Below are 23,152 nucleotides of genomic sequence, written 5' to 3' on the forward strand. Positions count from 1 at the left end.
ATGTTGCTGTTCTTGTGAAATTCATTGTGCAAGCCGGCTGGCAAGCGCCTGGGCCAGTTCACTGCGGGCAATGTCCTGCTGCGGCTCATCGTCGCGCAAGGGCTTCAGGCCAACATTGCCACTGGCCAGCTCATTCTCGCCCAGGATGACCGCGTAGCGGGCGCCGCTGCGGTCCGCCCTCTTCATCTGGCTCTTGAAGCTGCCGCCGCCACAGTGAGTGACAACCACACTACCGGGCAACGCGCTGCGAAGTTCTTCGGCAATCACCATTGCCGGGGCAATAACCTTGTCGCCCATGGCGGTTACGTATACGTCGGCATGGTTGTTAACGTAATCAGGCACCAATTCCAGGGTTTCCAGCAACAGGATCAGTCGCTCCAGCCCCATAGCAAAGCCCACCGCCTTGGTTGGTTTGCCACCCAACTGCTCTACCAGACCATCGTAACGGCCACCAGCACACACGGTGCCTTGTGCGCCGAGGCTGTCGGTAATCCATTCGAAAACCGTTTTGCCATAGTAATCCAGACCCCGAACGAGGGACGGGTTTACGCTGTATTTCACATCGGCGGCGTCCAACAGCCCCTTCAATTGCTCAAAGTGGGCCCTGGATTCGTCATCAAGGTAATCGTCCAGGCTTGGCGCCCCTTCCAGGATTTTCCGGGTTCCGGGATCCTTGCTGTCCAGAATTCGTAAGGGATTCGTGGTCAACCGGCGCTTACTGTCGTCATCCAGCTGATCCCGGTACTGGTCCAGATAATCAACCAGAGCCTGGCGGTAGACTTTCCGGGCTTCACTGGTGCCAATGGAGTTAATCTCAAGGCGCGTATGCCCGGCAAGACCAAGGGCCTGCCACAGCCGCGCCGTGAGTATCAGCAACTCGGCGTCTATATCCGGACCATCCATGCCAAAACATTCCACGCCAATCTGGTGGAACTGGCGGTAACGGCCTTTCTGGGGGCGTTCGTGGCGGAACATCGGGCCGGTATACCAAAGCCGGCGGGTCTGGTTGAACAGCAGGCCATGCTCTTCAGCTGCCCTGACGCAACCGGCTGTACCCTCCGGGCGAAGGGTCAGGCTGTCGCCATTCCTGTCGTCAAAGGTGTACATTTCTTTTTCGACGATGTCAGTTACTTCACCAATCGAGCGCTTGAACAGCTCGGTCTGTTCAACCACCGGCATGCGGATTTCCTGGTATCCGTATTGCCCAAGTACCTGACGTACCGTTGACTCTACATACTGCCAGACGGGGGTCTGCTCCGGCAGAATATCGTTCATTCCGCGGATTGCCTGAATCTTAGCCAAGTTAAAACCCTGATACTTTAATGAATGATGTCGAATTGGACGGCTCAGTCCGCAGACCGGGCAATCACGGATTCTTCCTGCTGCTGCCGCTCTGCAACTTTTTCCCGGATGATTCGCTCCAGGTCGTCCGTCAACGTCGCATTGTCCAACTTCTGATTTGGCTTTCCGTCCAAATACAGAAGGTTTTTCGGCGTACCGCCCGTCAACCCGAGGTCCGCCACCTTGGCTTCTCCGGGACCGTTCACTATGCAGCCAATAATGGCAACGTCCAGGGAGGTATTGACGTCTTCCAGGCGAGCCTCCAGATCATTCATGGTCTGGATTACATCGAAGTTCTGTCTGGAACAACTGGGGCAAGCGATGAAGTTGATACCACGGCTGCGCAAACGCAGGCTCTTGAGAATATCGAAGCCAACCTTGATTTCCTGCACGGGGTCGGCGGCCAGTGATACCCGAATGGTGTCGCCAATACCGTCCATCAGCAACATGCCGAGGCCGATAGAGGATTTCACTGTGCCCGAACGAAAGCCTCCGGCCTCGGTAATGCCAAGATGCAGCGGCTGTACAATCTGGGAGGCAATCTTCCGGTAGGCATCAACGGTCATAAATACCTCTGACGCCTTCAGGCTAACCTTGAAATCCTGGAAATCGTGTTTATCCAGAATATCGATGTGCCGCATGGCAGACTCTACCAGGGCCTCTGCAGTGGGTTCACCGTATTTGCGCTGCAGGCTCTTTTCAAGAGACCCGGCATTCACGCCAATACGGATCGGGATATTGCCGTCCCGAGCGGCACTGATGACCGCATTGACGCGATCGTCCCGGCCAATGTTACCGGGGTTGATGCGCAAACAGTCAACACCAAGCTCGGCCACTCGCAGGGCAATTTTGTAATCGAAGTGAATATCAGCAACGAGCGGCAGAGATACGCGCTTGCGAATCTGTCCGAACGCTTCAGCGGCCTCCATGGAGGGTACTGAAACACGGACGATATCGGCGCCGGCCTCCTGCAACGCTGCAATCTGGCCAACAGTCGCCTCTACATCACAGGTGTTTGTGTTGGTCATGCTCTGAACCGCAATCGGTGCATCGCCGCCAACCGGCACATTGCCCACCATGATCTGGCGGGATTTACGTCTTTTGATCGGGGATTCGTGTTTCATTTGCTGGAACCAACAGTTATTCGGGCGTTCGGATCAAAGTTCGAGCGTGAACTCCGATCGGTTGTTCACTACGCGAAAATCACCAATATTCAGGGTTTCACCCTGGAATCGAATGGACTCAACGGCGCTCACAGCACCAATAACCACAGTCAACGGTGCAGCTCCGGTCACATCCAGTTGCTCTCCGCTACGTCGCAAGCCGCTGACCAACCGGCTACCGCCGGCGTCTGTCACTTGTACCCAGCAATCTCCTGAAAAGGCAATCTGCAGCCTGGCCTCGGTTGTCGCGGCGGGAGCAAGGAGCCGTTCTTCCTGCAAAGCAGGCTCTGTAGACTGGGTGACAGCGGGCACCCGGTCAGGCGGAAGCTCTTCCAGCTCCGCACCGGTGGGTTCAGGCTCCAGCGGCTCTGCCGGGGGTACACGTTCAATTTCCGGAACCGACGAGCCTTCTTCAGGTAACGGCTGTTCTGCAGCGCTGAACTCGTCATTCGGCTCGGTAACCGGCTGCACGTCCTGACCATCACTCATTTGGCCCCGATCCGGCGTCACTGTCCCGGCCGGGGTTTCCGCCTCTGGAGCCGCCTCACCGTCCGTTCCCTGCTCCGCAAGATATCCTGCGATCAAGTAGGCCACCAACGCGACAACCAACAGCGCCAAGAGCAGTTTTGCAACCTGACGCTTGCGGCGCTTCTTGCGTTCAATGGAAACCAGGGGGCTTGCCTGGTGTTCCAGTTCCTTTTGCTGGCGCGCCGGCTCCAGCTCCCGATTCAGGTCGGCAATAACCGCGTCTGCGTTGAGCCCCACCTGGCGGGCATAGGCACGCACATACCCTTTGAGGAAAAGCTCACTGTCTATTTTGCTGTAATCGCCGTTTTCTATAGCCTGAATCACAGACGGCCGGAGATGCTGTTCATCAGCAATGGCTGAGACGCTCAATCCGAGACGTTCACGACCTTGCCGAAGCTGCTCCCCGACAGGCTCCGCCGTCACCTGATCTGGCTCCACGTCACCGGTCATTGGCAATCAACACCCTGTATTGTTGGTATTCCAAAGAATCTGAGTAATCATTTCGGAGCAACATCGCCAGGCTCACTTCCTGATCACGATCATTAAAATGCCGCGCTATCCGAATACCCGTGTACAGGCTTTCCGCCGAGTGTGACAAGCGGGTATTGCGCTGGATCATGGTCTGGAGGCGGCTGTAATAACGGGAAGCCTCGGTAAAATCCTCCTGTTCAACCAACACCCTGGACAGAGAAAGCAAGGTTCTTGCTTCACCGCGAGTCAGTTCCACCGCACGTCGGTAGGCTCCCACGGCAGCATCCAGGTTACCAAGCCGCTCCTCAGTCATGCCCAGATTATAGAATACCGCTCCGCGCTCCCGGTAACCGGTGTCGCGTGAAGCAACACTGAACTGATCCCGAGCTTCGGAAAACCGTCCGTTACTATATAGAAAAGCGCCGTAGTAAACCCGCGCCCGGGAGTAACTGGAATCCTGACTGATGGCGCGTTTGAAGTTACGCTCGGCCAGTTCCGGCTCACCCTCAGCGTTATAGACCAAACCCATGGCAGCCAGGGCTTCAGAACTATTCGGGGAGAGTTCCAGGGCACGTTCAAGGTGGTGGCGAGCACGATCAAGATTGCCCTGACCGATGTAGGCCGTGGCCAGCTGTACGTAGTTACTGACCGCTTTGTCGCGGTCCGCTTCCCGGGAAAAGCGACTGTCGGTTGTGGTTACACAACCAGAGAGAACAAGACCGAACAAAAGAACAGCCATTGTAAACAGATGCGAGCCTTGTGCTTTTCCTTTCACGAAACACCTTACCTTAGTCGCTTCCGCGTTGTTAAATCAGGGGTTTACCTGCTGTACTGCAATATATCTCTGGCTCCTGCGAGTTCGGTCCTCCACCCGCCCGACCAATTGCCCACAGGCAGCGTCGATATCGTCACCACGGGTGGTACGAATGGTGGTTACGTATCCGCCCTCGTTGAGTACCGTCTGGAATCGTCGCGTTGCGTTCATGCTGGGCCGCTTGAAATCGCTTTCCGGGAACGGGTTGAACGGGATCAGGTTAATCTTGCAAGGCAGACCTTTCAACAGGGCCACCAGCTCCCGCGCATGTTCCGGTTTATCATTAACCCCTTCAATAACCGTATATTCAATGGTGGCCTTACGTTTATCCGGCAACCGGGCGAGATAACGCCGTGTCGCCGCCAGTAGTTCCGCTATGGGATACTTTTTATTCAATGGAACCAGCGTGTTGCGCAGCTCATCATTGGGTGCGTGGAGCGAGATGGCCAGTGAAACATCGGTAACCTCACCCAACCGGTCCAGGGCAGGCACCACGCCAGACGTGCTCAGGGTCACCCGCCGTTTGGAGATACCATAGGCCAGATCTTCCATCATCAGGTTCATGGCATCGACGACGTTGTCGAAGTTAAGCAGCGGCTCTCCCATGCCCATCATGACCACGTTGGTGATCGGGCGATCATTGGGATCAAACGGCATGAAGGCTCTTCGGGCAACCCAGACCTGACCGATAATCTCAGCGGCAGTCAGGTTACGATTGAAGCCGCGCTTGCCGGTGGAACAGAACGTGCAGTCAAGGCTACAGCCAATCTGCGAAGACACGCACAGGGTGCCCCTCTCGCCGTCCGGAATCAGCACCGTTTCAACACTGTTGCCGTTGTCCATGCGCATCACCCACTTTCGGGTGCCATCTTTGGAGGTTTCGTCATAAACCACCTCCGGACCACGAACTTCGGCGATTTCCTTGAGCCGTTCACGCAGTACGCGGCTCATATTGGTCATTTGATCGAAGTCATCAACGCCTCGCTGATGGATCCACTGCAGCACCTGCTGCGCCCGGAAGCGCTTTTCGCCCAGGGTTTCGAAGAAAGCCTCAAGCTTGGCTTTGGGCATCCCCAGGAGATTGATTTTTTCGGCAGTGCCAGTCATGCAATAACCTCGATCAGATAACCAATCCAGGGGTGGCGTTCACCACCCCCGAATCAACAAAATCAGCCGCGCGGGCAGATTTCGTTGTCATTGAAAAAATACGCCACTTCACGCTCAGCGGAAGCTGCGGAGTCAGAACCGTGAACGGCATTGGCATCAATGGATGATGCAAAGTCAGCACGGATAGTGCCGGCTGCGGCTTCTTTCGGGTTGGTAGCACCCATCAGATCGCGGTTCTTGAGAATGGCGCCTTCGCCTTCAAGTACCTGAACCACCACCGGGCCGGAAGTCATGAAAGCAACCAGATCGTTGAAGAACGGGCGCTCTTTGTGCTCGGCGTAAAAGCCTTCTGCCTGTTCCTGGGTCAGGTGCATCATCTTGGCAGCGACAATTTTCAGGTCAGCTTTCTCGAAACGGCTGTAGATTTCGCCGATAACGTTCTTGGCGACCGCATCAGGCTTGATAATAGAGAGCGTGCGCTCGTTTGCCATGGTATTTCTCCACTCAGGTTCATGAAAATTCAGGGGTGCGATTATACGCAGTCCGGGTGCAACTGCCTACCGCACGGCTCGAAGTCGGGTAACAACATCAATAATTTGCGAACAGGCAAAATCAACTTCCTGTTCGGTGCTGAACCGGCCAAACGAAAACCGAAGGGCACGGTGGGCCAATTCATCACTCAAACCTATGCCCCGCAGCACAAACGAAGGCTCAACGGTCGCTGAAGCACAGGCAGAACCAGAGGACACGGCCAGGTTCCGCAGCCCGAGCATTAATGATTCAGCCTCAACGCCCTCGAACGACAGATTGACAATGCCTGGCACCCGATGTTCCCGGCTGCCGTTAAAGTGAACCCCCTCAAGCCCTTCCAACCCGGCAAGAAATCGCTCACGAAGCGATTCCAGACGGAGCATTTCATCATCAAGCCCGGCGCCAGCCAGCTCGAACGCTCGCCCCATACCAACAATCTGATGGGTAGGCAGGGTACCAGAGCGCATCCCCCGCTCATGGCCACCGCCATGCATCTGAGCCTGGATACGCACATCGGGAGAACGGCGCACATAAAGCGCACCCACGCCCTTGGGGCCATAGACCTTGTGCGCTGACAACGACAGAAGATCAACGTTCAGCTGCCCCACGACCATCGGGATCTTACCCGCAGCCTGGGCGGCATCAACATGCAGCAGGATGCCGCGCGGGCGAAGCTGCTCACCGATGGCGGCAATATCGGTCACACACCCCAGCTCATTGTTCACCATCATCAGGCTGACCAGCACGGTGTTATCACGCAGAGCGGCTACCACCGCCTGGGGGTCAATCCGACCGTCAGACTCGGGGTGCAGCCAGGTAACGTCAACACCGTTTTGCTCGAGCCATTTGCAGGTATCCACAACCGCCTTATGCTCGATCACCGAGGTTACAATGTGAGGCGACTCGTGGCCGGCAACCGCACCCTTGATGGCCAGGTTGTCGGACTCGGTAGCGCCGGAGGTCCAGACAATCTCCCTTGGGTCGGCGTGAATCAGGTCAGCGACCTGGCGTCGAGCGTTTTCAACGGCCGCTTCCGCTTGCCACCCGTAGCCATGGGAACGAGAAGCAGGATTACCAAACACTCCGTCAAGGGTCAGGTAGTTCATCATGTCTGAGGCAACAGACGGATCAACGGGCGTCGTGGCCGCGTAGTCCAGGTATACGGGCTTTTTCATAATCACAGGATGCTGTTTATCAGGCAGTGGCCTGGTCGGTCAGGCGTTGGGTATTAATCGCGTCAGAGTCATCATCCGAGTGCTTCCGGTTCTGGCGATCCGCCACCTGACGAATCTCGCGCTTCCGCATCAGATCCCCCAGACTGATTTCACTCAGGAACTGATGAATCTGATCACTCAAATCAGACCATAAATGGTGGGTAAGGCACTTCTCGCCATTCTGGCAATCGCCCTTATTACCGCAGCGGGTGGTATCGAGTGATTCACTGACCGCATCCACTACTTCGGCAACGAACACATCGTCGGCGGGACGGCTCAAACGGTAGCCACCACCCGGGCCTCGCACACTCACTACCAGGTGCTGGCGACGCAAGCGAGAGAACAGTTGCTCCAGATACGAGAGGGAAATTTCCTGCCGGGCTGAAATGTCTGCAAGACTTACCGGCCCCTGGCTTCCGTGCAGAGCCAGGTCAAGCATCGCCGTAACAGCGTAGCGGCCTTTGGTGGTCAGCTTCATACTCTCAGCCCCAGTGACGGGATTGAATCTCGATTCGCAGGACTGAGTATGAATTGACCTACCAAAACAGTCAAGTATTCAACCCCTACCCTCGTTGTCCACCTCGTCGCGCACGCAGTCAAAATCCTCTTCATGCAAAGGTGGCAACTCTCCGTTCTGGTATTCACTGTTTACCTTGCGAAGTGCTTTGCACATGGTTTCAATGCGATCATCCACCGCATGCATGTGGTCAAGAAGCGAACGCATGGCCCGGGCAACCGGGTCTGGCATCTCTTCGGTCACACCATAGGCATCAAAACCCATGCGCTCCTCCATTTCCTTGCGCCGCACGTCATCGTCGGAATGGCGTGTCACAATCACGCGGCCAGGAATGCCCACTACGGTAGCGCCCGCTGGCACCGCCTTGGTGACCACGGAATTAGAACCAATCTTTGCACCGGGTCCTACTTCGAACGGCCCAAGAATCTTCGCACCAGCCCCGACAACCACGCCATCACCAATGGTGGGGTGGCGCTTGCCCTTATTCCAGCTGGTCCCACCCAGGGTTACTCCCTGATAGAGAGTGACGTCATCACCAATAATCGTGGTTTCGCCAATTACCACACCCATGCCGTGGTCGATAAAGAACCGGCGGCCAATCGTCGCACCCGGATGAATCTCAATGCCGGTAAACCACCTCGCCAGCGAGGAGACGGTCCTTGCCAGCCACTTCAGCCCGAGATTCCATAGCCAATGGGAAAACCGGTGAAACAGCAATGCATGGAGGCCCGGGTAGTTGGTGAGCACCTCAAACGTGTTCCGTGCCGCCGGATCCCGATGAAATACGCTTTTTACATCTTCCCTTAGACGTTCAAACATGGCCTTTGTCCTGCCCCTCATCCGCAGTGGTTTTCTGCTTGTCGTTCCCCGGCAAGGTTCCGGCAGCCTTTTGTACGGATGTCAGAATGCCCCGAAGGATATTGATTTCCATCTGGTCAAGCCGCGCGCGCTGGAATAGACGTCGCAGGCGGGTCATCAGTTGCCTGGGGTTGTTTCGACGATGGAAGTCCACATCCACCAACACCTGCTCCAGATGCCCGAAGAACCCTTCCACTTCCTGAACCTCTGCCGGCGGCACATCCCAACCACGGTCACCCGGACCAACCATGGCCTCAAGATTGGGACTTGCCTCACCTTCTTCAAGGCTCTGCAGGTAATGCATCCGCAATTCATAACAAACCACCTGCACCGCCATCGCCAGATTCAGTGAACTGTAGTCCGGATTCGACGGAATATGAATGTGGTAATGGCAACGCTGCAGCTCTTCATTGGACAAGCCGTGGTTTTCGCGCCCAAACACCAGCGCCACACGGCCCCGCTGACTGTATACCCCCGCCGTGGCCGCAGCCTGGGGCGGAGCAATGACCGGCCAGGGCACCTTTCGCCCCCTGGCACTGGTACCCATTACCAGAACACAATCCGCCAACGCTTCATCAAGCGTACCAACAACCTGAGCCCTGTCCAGAACGTCTGAGGCACCGGCAGAACGAGCGTACGAGGCTTCGTCCGGGAACGACGCCGGGTTAACCAACCACAAGTTCCCCAGCCCCATGTTTTTCATCGCTCTCGCTACCGCGCCAATGTTGCCGGAATGGGAAGTTTCAACCAGAACAATTCTGACCTGATCATTAAACGTGTCAGAACCTTCCTGTGGCAATGCGGGCTTGTGCATGGTCTTCGGGCCTATGAATTAACGATCAGTAAATAGAGGATGGGAATGATAGCAGAAACCCGGGCCGCACTGCTCTCCGGAGTTGCCGAAACTCCGTGGTATCCGTGCATTTGCTGAGCCAAAAAACGTACAAGCGCGGGTTGTTTTTGCTATCATAGCCGGCCTTCACACACCCGGATAACGAACACTCAGATGCAACCAGCAATTAAAATGGCCCTGCGCGTTGCCCGCCAGGGATCAGATTACCTGAAAGCACATTTCGAGCGACAGGAAGCCAACGGCAAGGACGAAGCCGAGCGCTACCGCCAGCTCGAACGGGTTGAGAAATCCATTTATGACAATTTCACCGAGCAACTGGAAAAGGCGTATCGGGACCACACCATCGCACCGATGGGTGAAGCCGACGCCGCTGGCAGCGAACGCAGCTGGCACATTTTCCCGGTGCTTGGTCGTGAAAATTTTGTTCGCGGCATTCCGGAGTTTGCTCTGGCACTGAGCCAGAAGAAAAACAACCGGACCGAAAACCTGTTACTGGTTAACCCGATCACGGGCGAAGAGTATTCTGCCAGCCGCGGCCATGGTGCTGCCCTCAACAGCCGGCGGGTGCGCACATCCGACATCAAGCTGCCGGGCAAAGCAGCCCTGGCAACCAACTTGCTGGACCAGGCACGCAAGGGCGACGACCCGATGATCTGGGGTGAGATGGCTGCGGTTCTCGCTCGCGAAAGCGCCATATTCCGCACCTCTGGCTGTGTCGTGCTGGATATCGCCCGCGTTTCCGCCGGCCTTCTGGACGCCGCCGTGATTTTCCGCCCGGAAGCCAGCGATCTGGACCTCGGCGTTACCCTGGCCATGGAGTCCGGTTCCCTGACTGGCGACTTCTCCGGCAACCCGTCTGCCGGCAACGCTCGCCAGCTGGTCGTGGCCAACCCCAAGCTGTTCCGGGAAGTGCTGAAGGTACTGCACCCGTTCCGTGGTCGCTTGCCCAGATAATCTCCCGGGCAAGAAAAAACCGCCATTTCCTTTCGGAACTGGCGGTTTTTTGTGCCTCCAAAAGCAGGAGGCCTGAGCCTCCCAAACCAAATCACATCCGGTTAAGCCACTCGGGGGGCTGCTCTTCTTCGGCTTGCTCTCCGGTACCCTCTTTCGCTGGCACCATCAGGTCCTCACGGGTAACACCCATCACCATCAGCATGTTGGCGGACACATAGATAGAGGAGTAGGTACCCACAACTACGCCAATAATAAGGGCCAGGGCGAAATTGTTGATAGCTTCACCACCAAATAAATACAACGCGAGCAAGACCACCAAGGTGGTGCCAGACGTGTTGATGGTACGTGTGATGGTCTGGTGAATGGACTCGTTAATAATATCCCACGGCTCACCAACCCGCATTTTCCGGAAATTCTCCCGGATGCGGTCTGCAACAACGATGGTGTCATTCAGGGAGTAACCGATCACCGCCAACAGCGCCGCAAGAACGGTCAGATCGAATGTCCACTGGAACAGCGCAAACACGCCCAGCACAATGATGACGTCGTGAGCCAGCGGAATCACCGAGGCGATACCAAACTTGAACTGGAAACGCATACCCACGTAGATCAGCACCACAGCCAGGGCAATCAGCAGCCCAAGCCCACTGTCCTCTTTGAGCTCATCACCAACCTGAGAACCGACAAACTCTGAACCCACCAGCTCAAGCTCATCGCCGGAAGCAGCCAACATATCGGCTACTTCACGGGCTAACTGATCGTTCTCGGCTTCCGCCATGCGGATCAGAATGGTGGTATCAGCACCGAAATTCTGCACAACGAACTGCTCGTAGCCAGCCTCGGTCAGTTGTGCCCGAATGTCGTCAAGGCCCGGCGCCTCCGCGTATTCCAGCTCAACAGAGGTACCGCCGGTGAAATCCATACCGAAGTTCAGGCCGCGAACACCCAACAGAGCAAGGGAAACCACCACAAGCGTGATAGAAAGCACGGAAGCAATCTTCCGCAACCCCATGAAATCGAATGGTTGTTTCTGTGCATCAGCCATTAGCCAGCTTCCCCCCGATCGACAATTTCTCGACCCTACGGCCGCCGTAGACAACATTTACAATGGCGCGACTGACCACCAGAGAACAGAACATCGAGGTCAGAATGCCGATGCTCAGTGTTACCGCGAACCCCTTGACCGGCCCGGAACCCATGGCAAACAGAATCACAGCGACCAACAGAGTGGTTATGTTGGCATCAAAGATCGAGACAAAGGCCCGACTGTAACCAGAATTAATCGCACTTTGTGGTGGCACTCCGGCTTTGAGTTCTTCCTTTATCCTCTCGAAAATCAGGACATTGGCGTCAACTGCCATACCCACTGTCAGTACGATACCGGCAATACCCGGCAAGGTAAGTGTGGCGGAAAGAATAGACATACAAGCCAGCAGTAACATCAGGTTAAGAGTCAGCGTAATATTCGCCACCACCCCGAAACCTCGATAGAAAACCAGCATGTAAATCAGTACCAGGGCGAAACCAAAGGCAACAGAGGCCACACCTGCGTCAATGTTCTTCTGCCCGAGACTTGGCCCGATGGTGCGCTCCTGCACAAAGTACATGGGCGCCGCCAGTGCACCTGCCCGCAACAGTAGCGCAAGTTCTGCAGCTTCCGGAATTGAATCCAGGCCAGTGATACGGAAGCTGCTACCCAGTGCCGACTGCACGGTTGCCAGACTGATCAGGCCCTTTTCCACGACCCGCTTTTCAACTTCCTGAATCTCACCGTCGACTTCCTGAGCTTCAGTTTCGGTACGGAACTCAATGAACAGCACCGCCATTCGGCGACCCACGTTGTTGCGGGTGGCACGATTCATCAGGTCACCACCAACCGAATCCATGGTGATGTTTACCTGCGGCTGACCATTCTCATCGAAGGCCTGCTGGGCATTGGCCACATTATTACCCGTGGCAATTACATCACGCTCCAGGCGAGCAGTCCGCTGCGGGTTGTCACGAAAAGCAAACTGCTCGGTTTCTGCTCCCGGGGTATCCTGGCGGGCCTCCATCCGGAATTCCAGGTTGGCTGTTGCACCCAGAACCCGCTTAGCCTGGGCAGTATCCTGAACCCCCGGCAGCTCAACAATAATACGATCTGCGCCCTGGCGCTGAACCAGCGGCTCAGCCACACCCAGTTCGTTGACACGATTCCGGATGGTGGTGAGATTCTGTTCCAAGGCGTACTCCTGGATATTCTTCACTTCAGCTTCGGACAGGGTCAGCGCCAACAGGAATTCACCTTCGCTGGTGCTTTCATTGAGCAAGAACTCGTTGTACTGCCGGCGAATCAGATCAAAGGCGGCACTGCGAGACTCAGAATCCCGGAAACTGAGAACAATCTCGCGGTTGCCTTCAACGTCTCCACCCCGGTACCGAATGCGCTCATCCCGAAGCTCTCTTTTAATCTGCCCTGAAAACGCCTCGAGACGCTGGTTAACGGCGGTCTCCATATCGACTTCCAGCAGAAAATGAACACCACCACGCAAGTCAAGGCCAAGCTTCATCGGGCCTGCGCCGAGGCTACGCAGCCATCCGGGCGTCGACGGCGCCATGTTCAGTGCCACCAGGTAATCGTTACCCAGGGCAGCCTGCACTACCGGGCGAGCCCGAAGTTGTGCGTCAGAACTGTTTAGGCGAATCAGTGCGTTGCGGTCTTCAAGAGAACTTTCCTTGACGTCGATACCGCGGCTTTCGAGGGCGCCAAGCGCTCGGTCCAGCACGCGCTGGTCTACCTCGGTACTGCCACGGGCGCCGGTTACCTGTATGGCGAAATCATCAGGAAAGAAGTTCGGTAACGCGTAAATGAACCCGATGACCAGTGCGACCACAACGACCAGGTTCTTCCAGAGAGGATACTTGTTCAGCATGAGAATCCTTCGAGCCAGCTATGGCGCCGGCCTTGGTGTTTCAGCAAGTCAACACAAAACGGGCGACCAAAGGCCGCCCTGCGCACAACCGGCTCAGATATCTTTCAGTGTGCCCTTGGGCAGTGCAGCGGCCACCGCCACTTTCTGGACCTTGATCTCTACGTTGTCGGCTACTTCCAGCACAATGAAGTCGTCCGCCACCTTGGTGATACGGCCGGCAACACCACCGGAAGTCACCACTTCGTCACCTTTGTTCAGGCCGGACATCAGCGCTTTATGCTCTTTCGCACGCTTGGACTGCGGACGCCAGATCAGGAAATAGAAAATCAGGATAAAGCCGGCGAAGAAGATGATCTGACCCATCACGCTCATACCCTGGGCACCGGCATCCTGCGCCATGGCAAGTGCAGGCATCAGTGACAGCAGACCAGCGATGAGCAGTTTGATTGATTTCATTCAGATTCTCCGTTTATTGACTAATATTGAGTTAAAAAATTGATCAGGATTCGCCCATAGGCGGCACGGTTTCGCCACGTAAGGCATAGAATTCGCTTATAAAGTCGGACAATGTACCTGCTTCAATGGCCCCACGCAATCCACTCATCAGGTTCTGATAGAAGCGCAGATTGTGGATGGTGTTGAGCTGCGCACCCAGCATTTCGCCACACTTGTCCAGATGGTGCAGATAGCTCTTTGAGAAATTCTGACAGGTATAACAGTCGCAACGTTCATCCAACGGTCCGGTGTCGTGACGATTCTTCGCGTTACGAATCTTGACGATGCCGGTGGACGTGAACAGGTAACCATTTCGGGCATTTCGGGTGGGCATCACGCAGTCGAACATATCGACGCCCCGGCGCACGGCTTCAACGATGTCCTCCGGACGACCAACGCCCATAAGATACCGGGGTTTGTCTGCCGGCATCCTCGGAGGCAAATGATCCAGAATGCGAATCATGTCTTCTTTGGGCTCCCCGACCGACAGCCCGCCGATGGCATAGCCGTCAAACCCGATATCGGTCAGCACTTGCAGGGATTGGTCCCGCAACGGTTCATACATACCACCCTGGACAATGCCAAACAGCGCTGCCGGATTGCCATCATGGGCCTTTTTACTCCGCTCGGCCCAACGCAGGGACAATTCCATGGACTCCTTTGCCTGCTTCTCGGTGGCAGGATACGGCGTACATTCATCAAAGATCATGACAATGTCAGAGCCGAGGTCACGCTGTACCTGGATGGCTATTTCCGGCGACAGCTCCACCTTTGAACCGTCGACCGGAGAGCGGAAAGTCACGCCCTGCTCGGTAATCTTGCGCATCTCGCCCAGGCTGAACACCTGAAAGCCGCCGGAATCCGTCAGTATTGGCCCTTGCCACTGGGTAAAATCATGCAAGTCGCCGTGCGCCTTGACCACCTCAGTGCCCGGGCGCAGCATCAGGTGAAACGTGTTACCCAGAATAATTTCAGCACCGATCGCCTCAATATCCCGTGGCAACATTCCTTTAACAGTGCCATAGGTACCGACTGGCATGAAAGCGGGCGTTTCAACCGTTCCACGGGGGAAAGTCAACCGACCCCGGCGGGCCCTGCCGTCTTCGCCCAGCTTTTCGAACGACATAAAACAGCAATTGCTCACAAGGATTCTCCACTGGATTCATTCTGGTCCGCCCCGGCCAGCATGCCCCGGCTTGGCTCCTGAGCGGTCAGGAACATGGCGTCACCGTAACTGAAAAAACGATACCGCTGTTCAACCGCTTCCTGATACGCAGACATAATATTGCGGTAGCCGGCAAAAGCACTGACCAGCATGATTAATGTGGATTCCGGCAAATGGAAATTGGTAATCATGGCGTCAATCGTCTGAAAACGGTAACCAGGGTAGATGAAGATATCGGTTTCACCCCGGAATGTATGCAGACGCCCTCCCCGACTGGCGGACTCAAGCGAACGAACCGACGTAGTGCCAACCGCCACTACCCGTCCACCCCGCGCCCTGGTGCGCTCCACGGCATCCACCGTTTCCTCGGGCACATGGGCCACTTCGCTGTGCATCAGGTGATCTTCGATCTTGTCGACCCGCACCGGCTGAAAGGTTCCCGCACCTACATGAAGAGTTACGTAGGCAAACTCAATGCCTTTACTCTTGAGAACCTCGAGTATTTCGTCGTCGAAATGCAGCCCGGCCGTTGGCGCCGCCACCGCACCCGCCTCCTTGGCGTAGACGGTTTGGTAGCGCTCCCGGTCAGACTGCTCGTCATCCCGCTCCATATAAGGGGGCAACGGCATGTGCCCGATGCGCTCGAGCAAATCAAGAACCGGCTCACGGCCCTCGCATACAAACCGGAAAAGCGCGTCGTCCCGCTCTACCATGCGCAAAGCAGAGCCATCTTCCAGAATGACTTTCTGGCCCTCTTTGAGGGCTTTGGAGGCTCGGGCATGGGCCAGCAATTCAAATTCACCCAACAGGCGCTCCACCAGGATTTCAACACGCCCACCGGTTTCTTTCTGACCGAACAACCGGGCCGGAATAACGCGGGTGTTGTTGAATACCAGTAGATCGCCGGGCTGCAACAGGCCTGGGAGATCCGTGAAGTTCAGGTGTTGGGTCTGGCCGGTAAGGCCTTCGAGTGCCAGCAAGCGGGATGCACTGCGTTGCTTAAGCGGGTATCGGGCGATGAGCTCGTCCGGCAAATCAAAATGAAAATCGGAGACGTTCATGGGCCGGCTATTCACGATGCCGCAAGTTGCGGCCAATAAGTGGTAGCGGCGGGCGGACTCGAACCGCCACGGGTTTTACCCCAACGGATTTTGAATCCGTCGTGTCTACCAATTTCACCACGCCGCCATCGGAGAGTGGGAGGATTATACTGAGCCTGAATCTTAAAGCAACCGGGCGGCGAGTAAAAATCTCTCACCGCCTCAGCCAATTACAGGCGATCGAACAAAGACAGCCTGGAGATCTGCGCAAACGACTGCTGGGCCGCCTGCAACACAAAGCTCTGGAAACTCAGATTACTGATCGCCTCGGCATAATCCACATCCTGCAGCTGCGAACGTATCTCATCGGCGTACAGCCCGGAATCCTCAAGAAATGAAGAAGTAGATTCAATTGCATTCAACCGGCCACCCAGCTCTGTTTGCTTTAAAATGATGGACTCCTGGCCGTTGTCCAGATTGATCAACGATTCCGCGATGAGCGCATCGTACTCGGCGCTGGATTTTGGTGTCGCCTTGTCGATGCTATCGAGGCCTGCGATCAATCTTTCGATGGTGCCAAAGATCGATTGCTTGTCGCTGATCCCCAAGGTGAATTCATCGCCTTCGGCTGCGTCATTAACCGTCAGTCGAATACCCGCCACCACAAACTCTTCACCCGGTACAGCCGGAGAGGGTTGTGTGTTCAGCAGCGTCCCTGTGCGCGGATCTTCCACTTCGACATTCAGATTGCCCGCTCCGTCATCAACCACCCGGACCGTCAAGTCATCCGGAACCGCCGGACTGAACGTGTCCTTCAGATCTTTCGGTGCAATCAGTTCCAATCCGGATACATAACCCTGAGCCGCAACGCCAGTACCGGTGCCATCATCCGAACCGGTAACGGAGACCGCCGAGGGCACGTTCACGAAGATACCCTTGCCATTGTCACTGATGGGCACTGTCACGCCATCATCAATTTCCAGCACCCGCTGGCCCTCGTCACCCTGATATTTCCAGGCACCAAAATCGTCCTTGGCAAACGCCGGAGTACTGCCCTGAAAGCCGCTGAAAATATATTCACCGGACGCGTCCCTGGTGTTGGCGATATTCGCCAGCTGGCCCAGTCGCTCTTTCAGCTCTGCGGAAATGGATTGACGGTCATTGGCAGACAATGAACCGTTACCCGCTTGAACCGTCAGCTCTCTCACCCGCTGGATGATGTCCACCCCGCTGGCCAGGGTGCTCTCTTCCTGTTTGATGCGGTTCTCGGCGAGGCTGGCGTTGCGCTCATAGGTCTCTATCCGCTTGACCTCCTGATTAAGCTTCAGGATGCGGGCAGCAGCTACCGGGTCATCGGAGGGTCTGTTGACCTTTTTACCCGTGGAAATCCGCTCCTGGGTTTTTACCAGGTCGCTATTTACATCCTGCATCCGGCTGATGCCGCCCGAAAAAATCTGCTGAGATGAAATTCGGATCATTTTCGTTTACCTCGCCTTACCGGAAGCTCTGCAACAACGTGTTGAACAGGTCCTGCGCCACCGACATGACTTGCGCCGACGCGTTATAAGCGGCCTGATACTGAATCAGCTTGCCGGCTTCCTCGTCCAGATTCACACCGGAAATGGATTCACGCTGGTTGTTGGATTGCTCCAGCAACGTTTTGCCGGCCTCTTTATCGAGCTGGCTCTGGCGTGTTTTGACGCCAATATCCTCTACCAGGCCCGCATAGCCTTCGGTGAAGCTCTGGCGGCCACCATTCAAGGTGTTTGCGGTACCCAGGGCCGCCAACAGCTCCGCGTTGCGATTGTCTGAGATGCCATTGCTGTTGTAGCCAATGGAGAACACGTCGCCGTTTGCCGGCTCGCCGGTCATTTCAAACTGGTAGCCTTGGTACAGGTCGCCAGCCGTCGGATCGTTACTGAAAATGGTGTTGATCTTTTTAGGATCATAAGGTTGGTCCGCGGGACCCAACGCATCGCCATTAACATCGAATATGGTGTAAGTAACATCGGTGCCATCATTGCTGAACCGGATTTCAAGAGGCCCGTTCGCCAACTCACCCCGGGTTTCAAACCCCGGCAACAAGGCATTGGTGTTCGGGTTACGAACATTCAGCATGGTGCCCTGATTGATCTTCCCGGTTCCCAGGTTGGCATCATCCGAGCTGGCACGGATAGGACTCGCAAAGGCCAGATCTTCTTCCCTCAGAACGTTCAGCTTAATATTCTCAGCGGCATTTCGGCTCGGCTGGATCAGGTACTTGTCGCCCGCATTGAACTGCCCGCCTTCCACCCGAATATTAAAACCAGGCATGGAAATCTCGGACTGCACCGGGTCTGGCAATCGGCCCTGATTGACAGTTTTGCCGGTGGCGGAATCGATCAACTCAAAATTCCTGCCGTCGCCGCTGAACTGCAGCGTCCAGGTTCCCGCCGGTAGCAGGCTGCTATCGGTAATCTCAACCGCCAGCTGGCCATTTTTGGGATCTGCATTGTTAGCGTTGGGCACAACCCTACTGCGCTGGAGCCCGATTTCGTTAACGTCGGTAAAGAAGTTACCGCCCAGATCACCCTCAAGATCCATCCCGATTTCATGCTGATGGTTGATGGACGCAGAAATGGCTACGGCCAACCGCCCCAACTCATCAAACGCGGGTTTCAGGGCCTCCTGATCAAACCGGCGCAGGCCGCCGAGCTTGCCGCCATTGATCTGTTCATCCACCTGCAGGGTGCGGCCACTGGTGGTCAGGGTGAATTCCAGGCGGGTGGGGTCTTCTGCACTGGTGCGGGTAGAAAACTGGGAGGCATTGGCACCGGTCACCAGCGACAGGCCATTGGCGAGCGACACATTCACCTGGCTGCCTTCGGTCTGGGTAACCCGAATGCCCACCAGTTCCGACAACTCCTTGAGCTTCTGATCCCGCTTGTCCATCAGCTCCAGGGGCATCTTGCCCTGGGCCAGGCCCGGAGACTCAGAAATAGCCAGGTTCAGATCGGCGATGCTCTTGAGCAGAGAATTGGCGTCTTTCACGCCTTGCTGCATCTGGGTTTTGACCGATTCCCGTTGCTGGATGAATTCCTGGTTGAGCGCCTGGAAGCGATTCACCACCTGCTGAGCCTCACTCAACACCAGCTGGCGTTGAGGCAGTGAAGCCGGGTCTTCCGCCGCATTCTGCAGGGCCGCAAAGAAATTGTTCAGGGCGTTGTTCAACCCGGTGCTTTCGCCCCCCAGCAGGTTATCCAGCCGGGTAAGCTCAGCGTTCAGTGCATTCTGTTCTCCGAACAGCGTGCTGTCTTCCCGCAACTGCTGGGTCAGGTACTCATCCGCCAGCCGGCGAATGTTGGAAATGGACACCCCACTGCCAATGGTACCGGCACCAGTACGCCGCCCTTCCTGGGTATCGAATTGCACTTCCTGCCGGCTGTAACCGGGTGTGTTTGCATTGGTGATGTTATTGGCGGTGGTGTTCAGCGCTGTCTGATGACTGAGCACCCCGGTCAAACCGATTCCGATCAACCCTGCCATGATGCTTTACTCCCTCGGCACGCCGCTGTTCATGGACAGCGTCATCAGAGAATCCCTGTTCATAATCCGGCGTATCTTGGAACCATACTCCGGATCAGTTGCATAACCGGCTTCCTGAAGCTTGTCTGCAAAGACTTCAGGCTGGTCGGCTGACGACAGCACATCCCGGTACCGGGGGTTGCTGTGAAGGAAATCCACGTAATCCCTGAAGCTCGCCTCGTAATCCGGGTAAGCCCGGAAGTCAGCGCGCTCCTTCATGGGCACACCGCCACGGAATTCGGTGGTGGTGATGGTCACGGCGTCACCGCCCCAGCGGGTATCGGCCTTGATACCGAACAGATTGAAACTGGGCTGGTCGCCATCCCCTTTGATCATGTGGCGCCCCCAACCGGTTTCCAGCGCCGCCTGGGCCACCATCAACCTGGGGTCAATGCCGCTTTCCTTACCGATGCGCTCGGCAAATGGCATCAACTCAGCGACAAAGTGCTCCGGTGATTCAAAGGTCAATGGTAACTCTGCCGCCGTCACGGTTTGCTCGGGCTGCTTCTGTTCGGCCGCCTGAGTCATTTCATCGATGGCCTTCAGCTGCTCTGGCAAGTTGCGGGATATCGCCGGCATACTGCGGTCATAGTCCGCCAGGGTGGCCTTGTGCCCCGCCAGCCGCTCGCCATTACTGGCCATGCCGGGCACATCGCGGCTCAGTTGCCGGACCAGCGCCTCAGCAAGACCTGTTCCACTGCCGCCAGACATGCTTAAACTCACCTGGCTGTCGAACATGTCCCGGTAGAACTCGGATTCGTTGCTGTTGAGGTAATTACCCTCGGCAAAGGCCTCGCCGGCCTTACGCATGGATTTCAGCATTTCCGCCAGAAACAGACTTTCAAACTGGCGCGCCACCTGCTCCAGGGCTGCCTGTTTATCCGATCTCGCCTGGGTCTTCAGGGCGTTCAGCCCACTGAAGTCGGTGTAGATCTCGGCCTGTTGTACGCGATAGTCCTGCATGGCTACACCTAGATCACGATCAGCTCGGCACGCAGAGCGCCGGCTGTTTTCAGGGCTTCAAGCACCGCCATGACATCCCCGGGGGCCGCTCCCACCTGGTTAACGGCCTGAACGATCTCATTAAGTGTGGTGGCAGGGCCAAACTGGAACATTCTGGCTGGGTCTTCCGTCACCGCTATCTGGGTGTTTTGCTGCAACGCAGTGTCACCCTGGGCAAACGGATTGGGCTGCACCACTTCTGGGTTTTCCTGAATCGTCACGGTCAGATTGCCGTGGGTGACCGCCGCCGGGCTGACCCGCACATTCTGGCCAACCACAATGGTGCCGGTGCGGCTGTTAATGACCACCCGCGCGGCCTCTTCAGCCGGCTCCACTTCAATGTTCTCGAGAATCGACAGGAAGCTGACCCGCTGCGACGGGTCCCGCGGTGCCCGCACAGAAATCGCAGTGGCATCGTGTGCATAGGCCATATCCGGCCCAAGCGTATCGTTGATGGCTTCCACTACCCGGCGGGCGGTGGTGAAGTCGGCTCTCATCAGGTTGAAGGTTATGGTGTCGCCACGGGTAAACGGCGATTCCACTTCTCGCTCGATGGTGGCACCGTTGGGAATCCGGCCAACACTGGGCACGTTCACCGTAATCCGGGAGCCGTCCTGCCCCTGGGCACCGAAGCCACCCACCACCAGGCTGCCCTGCGCCATGGCATACACCTGGCCATCAGCGCCTTTGAGCGGCGTCATCAGAAGCGTGCCACCCCGCAGGCTGTCTGCGTTACCAATGGAAGACACGGTGATGTCCAGCTCCTGGCCGGATTTGGCAAAAGGCGGCAAAGTGGCACTGACGGTAACCGCCGCCACATTAGCCAGGTTCGGGTTAACGCCATCCGGCAGAGTGATGCCGAACTGATTCATCATGTTGCGGAAGGTCTGGTTGGTGAACGGCGCTTTATCGCCGGTACCGTCCAGGCCCACCACCAGGCCGTAACCGATCAACTGGTTGTTACGGACACCTTTTACCTTGGCCAGATCCTTCAGGCGGTCAGCCATCACCGGAGAGGCACACACTGCCAGCAACGCGAACACAGCAATCATTCGGCGCATCATAGCGGCCACCACTCACTGTTGAAGAACCGCGCCAGCCAGCCCATCTGGTTGGCCTGGTCGAAGTCACCGGTGCCGCCATAGGCGAAGCGGGCATCCGCTACGCGGTTGGAGGCCACGGTATTATCCGGCGCGATATCCTGCGGCCGAACCAGTCCTGTCAGGCGGATATATTCATCGCCATTGGTTAATGACAGCCATTTCTCACCCCGGATACGCAATACGCCATTGGGCAACACTTCTGTTACGGTTACCGTAATGCTGCCAGCCAAACTGTTGCTCTGGTCCGCTTCGGCGGAGCCGCTGAAATCCCGCTCGAAATTGGCCCGGGCGTTCAGCCCGATATTGTTTTTGCCGAAAATACTCGGTTCAGGGAGGCTCAGCTCCTGGTCTTTGGTAATGCTGGTTTCGGCGTTTTTACTGGCACGGGTGGATTCGCGCAGATTAACGGTCAGCACGTCACCTATGTTCAGGGCCTTGGTGTCGCCATAAAGACTGTAGTTACGGGTCGGCTGGAAGATGGCGCCGGAGTCCGGGTCACGCTGCATCATGGCCTGGGCGCGCACCGGTGCGTATGCCGGGTCGTCTGGCAATGCCCGGGGGCGGCTCATGGCGGTACAGCCCTGCAGAACAATCAGCACACCCACCAGTGCCAGGGTGGCGAACCGTTCTTTCTTGAAGGTGTGATGAATGATGTTCATAACTTACCCGATGTTATTGGTAATGAACTGGAGCATCTGATCGGTGGTGGACACCACCTTGGAGTTCATCTCATAGGCCCGCTGGGTGGTGATCATATTGACCAGCTCTTCCACCACTTCGACGTTGGATGACTCAATGGTGCCCTGCTCGATATTTCCCAAACCAGCCAGCCCTGGCTCACCCTCCGCCGGGTCGCCACTGGCATTGGTTTCCCTGAACAGGTTGTTGCCGATGGCCTGCAAGCCCTGGGGGTTGATGAAGTCCACCAGGGTGATCTGGCCAAGGTTGATCGGCGCGGCCTGGTCATCGGTCACCACGGTTACGGTGCCATCCTTACCAATCGTGATATTGGTCGCGTCTTCCGGCACGTTAATGTTGGGTTCCAGCGGGTAGCCATCGGGCGTTACCACATCGCCGTCGGCATTCAACTGGAACTGGCCATCGCGGGTATAGGCGATCTGGCCATCCGGTAGCTCAATCTGGAAGAAGCCACGGCCATTAACAGCCAAGTCCAGGGGCTGATCGGTAATCTGCAGGTTGCCCTGGCTGAACTGCTTGGCCGTGCCAACCACCCTCACCCCGGTACCCAGCTGCAGGCCAGACGGAAGCTCGGTGTTCTCGGTGCTCAGACCACCCGGCTGCCGGTTGATCTGGTACAGGAGATCCTGAAATACCGCCCGGTCACGCTTGAAGCCGGTGGTGTTCACGTTGGCCAGGTTGTTTGAGATGGTGGACATGTTGGTGTCCTGTGCGCTCAACCCGGTTTTGCTGACCCAAAGTGCTGGATGCATTGCTCTACTCCTTACCCGCCGGCTGCAGCGGCGATTCTTTGCCGCTTGTGGCCAATGGATGATCTGTTC

At 56.5% G+C, this 23,152-nt stretch carries 22 protein-coding genes and 1 tRNA gene; 1 reads left to right on the forward strand and 22 read right to left on the reverse strand.

Annotation, left to right across the window (positions count from 1 at the left end; translation table 11 throughout):
* Nucleotides 1-21 precede the first annotated feature (21 nt).
* The 10 genes from hisS to trmJ form a co-directional block, all read right to left on the reverse strand.
* Nucleotides 22-1,302 (reverse strand): histidine--tRNA ligase, encoded by a 1,281-nt coding sequence (gene hisS, locus ACTZWX_RS03430; RefSeq protein ID WP_444712746.1) that lies wholly within the window; start codon nucleotides 1,300-1,302, stop codon nucleotides 22-24.
* A gap of 44 nt (nucleotides 1,303-1,346) precedes the next feature.
* On the reverse strand, nucleotides 1,347-2,465 hold the full coding sequence (gene ispG / locus ACTZWX_RS03435; protein WP_061332158.1) for a flavodoxin-dependent (E)-4-hydroxy-3-methylbut-2-enyl-diphosphate synthase: 1,119 nt from the start codon (nucleotides 2,463-2,465) through the stop codon (nucleotides 1,347-1,349).
* 33 nt (nucleotides 2,466-2,498) lie between these two features.
* A complete protein-coding gene (locus ACTZWX_RS03440) occupies nucleotides 2,499-3,482 on the reverse strand; it encodes a RodZ domain-containing protein (RefSeq protein ID WP_444712747.1) in 984 nt (327 codons plus the stop codon).
* Nucleotides 3,472-4,242: a type IV pilus biogenesis/stability protein PilW gene (gene pilW / locus ACTZWX_RS03445; RefSeq protein ID WP_444712748.1), complete on the reverse strand. Its 771-nt coding sequence runs from the start codon at nucleotides 4,240-4,242 to the stop codon at nucleotides 3,472-3,474. The genes ACTZWX_RS03440 and pilW overlap by 11 nt, the downstream gene beginning before the upstream one ends.
* 72 nt (nucleotides 4,243-4,314) lie before the next feature.
* Nucleotides 4,315-5,424 carry a 23S rRNA (adenine(2503)-C(2))-methyltransferase RlmN gene (gene rlmN, locus ACTZWX_RS03450; RefSeq protein WP_058091091.1) on the reverse strand — a complete coding sequence of 370 codons (1,110 nt, stop codon included), beginning with the start codon at nucleotides 5,422-5,424 and terminating at the stop codon, nucleotides 4,315-4,317.
* A 62-nt stretch (nucleotides 5,425-5,486) separates the two neighbouring features.
* Nucleotides 5,487-5,915 (reverse strand): nucleoside-diphosphate kinase, encoded by a 429-nt coding sequence (ndk, locus tag ACTZWX_RS03455; RefSeq protein ID WP_058091092.1) that lies wholly within the window; start codon nucleotides 5,913-5,915, stop codon nucleotides 5,487-5,489.
* Between the two features lie 66 nt (nucleotides 5,916-5,981).
* Nucleotides 5,982-7,130: an IscS subfamily cysteine desulfurase gene (locus ACTZWX_RS03460; RefSeq protein WP_444712749.1), complete on the reverse strand. Its 1,149-nt coding sequence runs from the start codon at nucleotides 7,128-7,130 to the stop codon at nucleotides 5,982-5,984.
* Between the two features lie 19 nt (nucleotides 7,131-7,149).
* Complete coding sequence (iscR, locus tag ACTZWX_RS03465; protein WP_061332149.1) at nucleotides 7,150-7,647, reverse strand: Fe-S cluster assembly transcriptional regulator IscR; 498 nt, start codon at nucleotides 7,645-7,647, stop codon at nucleotides 7,150-7,152.
* A 78-nt stretch (nucleotides 7,648-7,725) separates the two neighbouring features.
* Nucleotides 7,726-8,505, reverse strand: a complete 780-nt coding sequence (gene cysE, locus ACTZWX_RS03470; RefSeq protein WP_444712750.1) for a serine O-acetyltransferase — start codon at nucleotides 8,503-8,505, stop codon at nucleotides 7,726-7,728.
* Nucleotides 8,498-9,358 carry a tRNA (cytosine(32)/uridine(32)-2'-O)-methyltransferase TrmJ gene (gene trmJ / locus ACTZWX_RS03475; protein WP_444712751.1) on the reverse strand — a complete coding sequence of 287 codons (861 nt, stop codon included), beginning with the start codon at nucleotides 9,356-9,358 and terminating at the stop codon, nucleotides 8,498-8,500. The genes cysE and trmJ overlap by 8 nt, the downstream gene beginning before the upstream one ends.
* A gap of 192 nt (nucleotides 9,359-9,550) precedes the next feature.
* Between trmJ and ACTZWX_RS03480 the strand changes: the two genes are divergently transcribed.
* A complete protein-coding gene (locus ACTZWX_RS03480) occupies nucleotides 9,551-10,351 on the forward strand; it encodes an inositol monophosphatase family protein (RefSeq protein WP_444712752.1) in 801 nt (266 codons plus the stop codon).
* 91 nt (nucleotides 10,352-10,442) lie between these two features.
* Here ACTZWX_RS03480 and secF read toward each other — a convergent pair whose 3' ends face one another.
* The 12 genes from secF to flgG all read right to left on the reverse strand — a co-directional run bounded on the left by secF (nucleotide 10,443) and on the right by flgG (nucleotide 23,083).
* Nucleotides 10,443-11,396 (reverse strand): protein translocase subunit SecF, encoded by a 954-nt coding sequence (gene secF / locus ACTZWX_RS03485; RefSeq protein WP_444712753.1) that lies wholly within the window; start codon nucleotides 11,394-11,396, stop codon nucleotides 10,443-10,445.
* Entirely contained in the window at nucleotides 11,389-13,263 is a 1,875-nt protein-coding gene (gene secD / locus ACTZWX_RS03490) for a protein translocase subunit SecD (protein ID WP_444712754.1), read from the reverse strand. The genes secF and secD overlap by 8 nt, the downstream gene beginning before the upstream one ends.
* Before the next feature lie 93 nt (nucleotides 13,264-13,356).
* A complete protein-coding gene (gene yajC / locus ACTZWX_RS03495) occupies nucleotides 13,357-13,719 on the reverse strand; it encodes a preprotein translocase subunit YajC (RefSeq protein WP_444712755.1) in 363 nt (120 codons plus the stop codon).
* A gap of 43 nt (nucleotides 13,720-13,762) precedes the next feature.
* Nucleotides 13,763-14,884: a tRNA guanosine(34) transglycosylase Tgt gene (tgt, locus tag ACTZWX_RS03500; protein ID WP_444712848.1), complete on the reverse strand. Its 1,122-nt coding sequence runs from the start codon at nucleotides 14,882-14,884 to the stop codon at nucleotides 13,763-13,765.
* A gap of 14 nt (nucleotides 14,885-14,898) precedes the next feature.
* Nucleotides 14,899-15,984, reverse strand: a complete 1,086-nt coding sequence (queA, locus tag ACTZWX_RS03505; protein WP_444712756.1) for a tRNA preQ1(34) S-adenosylmethionine ribosyltransferase-isomerase QueA — start codon at nucleotides 15,982-15,984, stop codon at nucleotides 14,899-14,901.
* 40 nt (nucleotides 15,985-16,024) lie between these two features.
* A tRNA-Leu gene (locus ACTZWX_RS03510) sits at nucleotides 16,025-16,111 on the reverse strand.
* Nucleotides 16,112-16,193: 82 nt separating this feature from the next.
* Nucleotides 16,194-17,441 carry a flagellar hook-associated protein FlgL gene (gene flgL, locus ACTZWX_RS03515; protein ID WP_444712757.1) on the reverse strand — a complete coding sequence of 416 codons (1,248 nt, stop codon included), beginning with the start codon at nucleotides 17,439-17,441 and terminating at the stop codon, nucleotides 16,194-16,196.
* A gap of 16 nt (nucleotides 17,442-17,457) precedes the next feature.
* Nucleotides 17,458-19,488: a flagellar hook-associated protein FlgK gene (gene flgK / locus ACTZWX_RS03520; RefSeq protein WP_444712758.1), complete on the reverse strand. Its 2,031-nt coding sequence runs from the start codon at nucleotides 19,486-19,488 to the stop codon at nucleotides 17,458-17,460.
* Between the two features lie 6 nt (nucleotides 19,489-19,494).
* On the reverse strand, nucleotides 19,495-20,490 hold the full coding sequence (flgJ, locus tag ACTZWX_RS03525) for a flagellar assembly peptidoglycan hydrolase FlgJ (RefSeq protein ID WP_444712759.1): 996 nt from the start codon (nucleotides 20,488-20,490) through the stop codon (nucleotides 19,495-19,497).
* Nucleotides 20,491-20,498: 8 nt separating this feature from the next.
* Nucleotides 20,499-21,593 carry a flagellar basal body P-ring protein FlgI gene (locus ACTZWX_RS03530; RefSeq protein ID WP_061332137.1) on the reverse strand — a complete coding sequence of 365 codons (1,095 nt, stop codon included), beginning with the start codon at nucleotides 21,591-21,593 and terminating at the stop codon, nucleotides 20,499-20,501.
* A complete protein-coding gene (gene flgH / locus ACTZWX_RS03535; protein WP_444712760.1) occupies nucleotides 21,590-22,291 on the reverse strand; it encodes a flagellar basal body L-ring protein FlgH in 702 nt (233 codons plus the stop codon). Before flgH ends, ACTZWX_RS03530 begins: the two co-directional genes overlap by 4 nt.
* A 3-nt stretch (nucleotides 22,292-22,294) precedes the next feature.
* A complete protein-coding gene (flgG, locus tag ACTZWX_RS03540; RefSeq protein WP_444712761.1) occupies nucleotides 22,295-23,083 on the reverse strand; it encodes a flagellar basal-body rod protein FlgG in 789 nt (262 codons plus the stop codon).
* Between the last annotated feature and the right edge of the window lie 69 nt (nucleotides 23,084-23,152).

Source organism: Marinobacter sp. NSM, assembly GCF_052380025.1.
GTDB lineage: Bacteria > Pseudomonadota > Gammaproteobacteria > Pseudomonadales > Oleiphilaceae > Marinobacter.

Bases quoted from the DNA above. Each gene is read 5' to 3' on its own strand.
- ispG (WP_061332158.1), bottom strand. From the start codon at position 2,465: ATGAAACACGAATCCCCGATCAAAAGACGTAAATCCCGCCAGATCATG.
- ACTZWX_RS03440 (WP_444712747.1), bottom strand. From the start codon at position 3,482: ATGACCGGTGACGTGGAGCCAGATCAGGTGACGGCGGAGCCTGTCGGG.
- pilW (WP_444712748.1), bottom strand. From the start codon at position 4,242: ATGGCTGTTCTTTTGTTCGGTCTTGTTCTCTCTGGTTGTGTAACCACA.
- rlmN (WP_058091091.1), bottom strand. From the start codon at position 5,424: ATGACTGGCACTGCCGAAAAAATCAATCTCCTGGGGATGCCCAAAGCC.
- ndk (WP_058091092.1), bottom strand. From the start codon at position 5,915: ATGGCAAACGAGCGCACGCTCTCTATTATCAAGCCTGATGCGGTCGCC.
- ACTZWX_RS03460 (WP_444712749.1), bottom strand. From the start codon at position 7,130: ATGAAAAAGCCCGTATACCTGGACTACGCGGCCACGACGCCCGTTGAT.
- iscR (WP_061332149.1), bottom strand. From the start codon at position 7,647: ATGAAGCTGACCACCAAAGGCCGCTACGCTGTTACGGCGATGCTTGAC.
- cysE (WP_444712750.1), bottom strand. From the start codon at position 8,505: ATGTTTGAACGTCTAAGGGAAGATGTAAAAAGCGTATTTCATCGGGAT.
- trmJ (WP_444712751.1), bottom strand. From the start codon at position 9,358: ATGCACAAGCCCGCATTGCCACAGGAAGGTTCTGACACGTTTAATGAT.
- ACTZWX_RS03480 (WP_444712752.1), top strand. From the start codon at position 9,551: ATGCAACCAGCAATTAAAATGGCCCTGCGCGTTGCCCGCCAGGGATCA.
- secF (WP_444712753.1), bottom strand. From the start codon at position 11,396: ATGGCTGATGCACAGAAACAACCATTCGATTTCATGGGGTTGCGGAAG.
- secD (WP_444712754.1), bottom strand. From the start codon at position 13,263: ATGCTGAACAAGTATCCTCTCTGGAAGAACCTGGTCGTTGTGGTCGCA.
- yajC (WP_444712755.1), bottom strand. From the start codon at position 13,719: ATGAAATCAATCAAACTGCTCATCGCTGGTCTGCTGTCACTGATGCCT.
- tgt (WP_444712848.1), bottom strand. From the start codon at position 14,884: ATGTCGTTCGAAAAGCTGGGCGAAGACGGCAGGGCCCGCCGGGGTCGG.
- queA (WP_444712756.1), bottom strand. From the start codon at position 15,984: ATGAACGTCTCCGATTTTCATTTTGATTTGCCGGACGAGCTCATCGCC.
- flgL (WP_444712757.1), bottom strand. From the start codon at position 17,441: ATGATCCGAATTTCATCTCAGCAGATTTTTTCGGGCGGCATCAGCCGG.
- flgK (WP_444712758.1), bottom strand. From the start codon at position 19,488: ATGGCAGGGTTGATCGGAATCGGTTTGACCGGGGTGCTCAGTCATCAG.
- flgJ (WP_444712759.1), bottom strand. From the start codon at position 20,490: ATGCAGGACTATCGCGTACAACAGGCCGAGATCTACACCGACTTCAGT.
- ACTZWX_RS03530 (WP_061332137.1), bottom strand. From the start codon at position 21,593: ATGATGCGCCGAATGATTGCTGTGTTCGCGTTGCTGGCAGTGTGTGCC.
- flgH (WP_444712760.1), bottom strand. From the start codon at position 22,291: ATGAACATCATTCATCACACCTTCAAGAAAGAACGGTTCGCCACCCTG.
- flgG (WP_444712761.1), bottom strand. From the start codon at position 23,083: ATGCATCCAGCACTTTGGGTCAGCAAAACCGGGTTGAGCGCACAGGAC.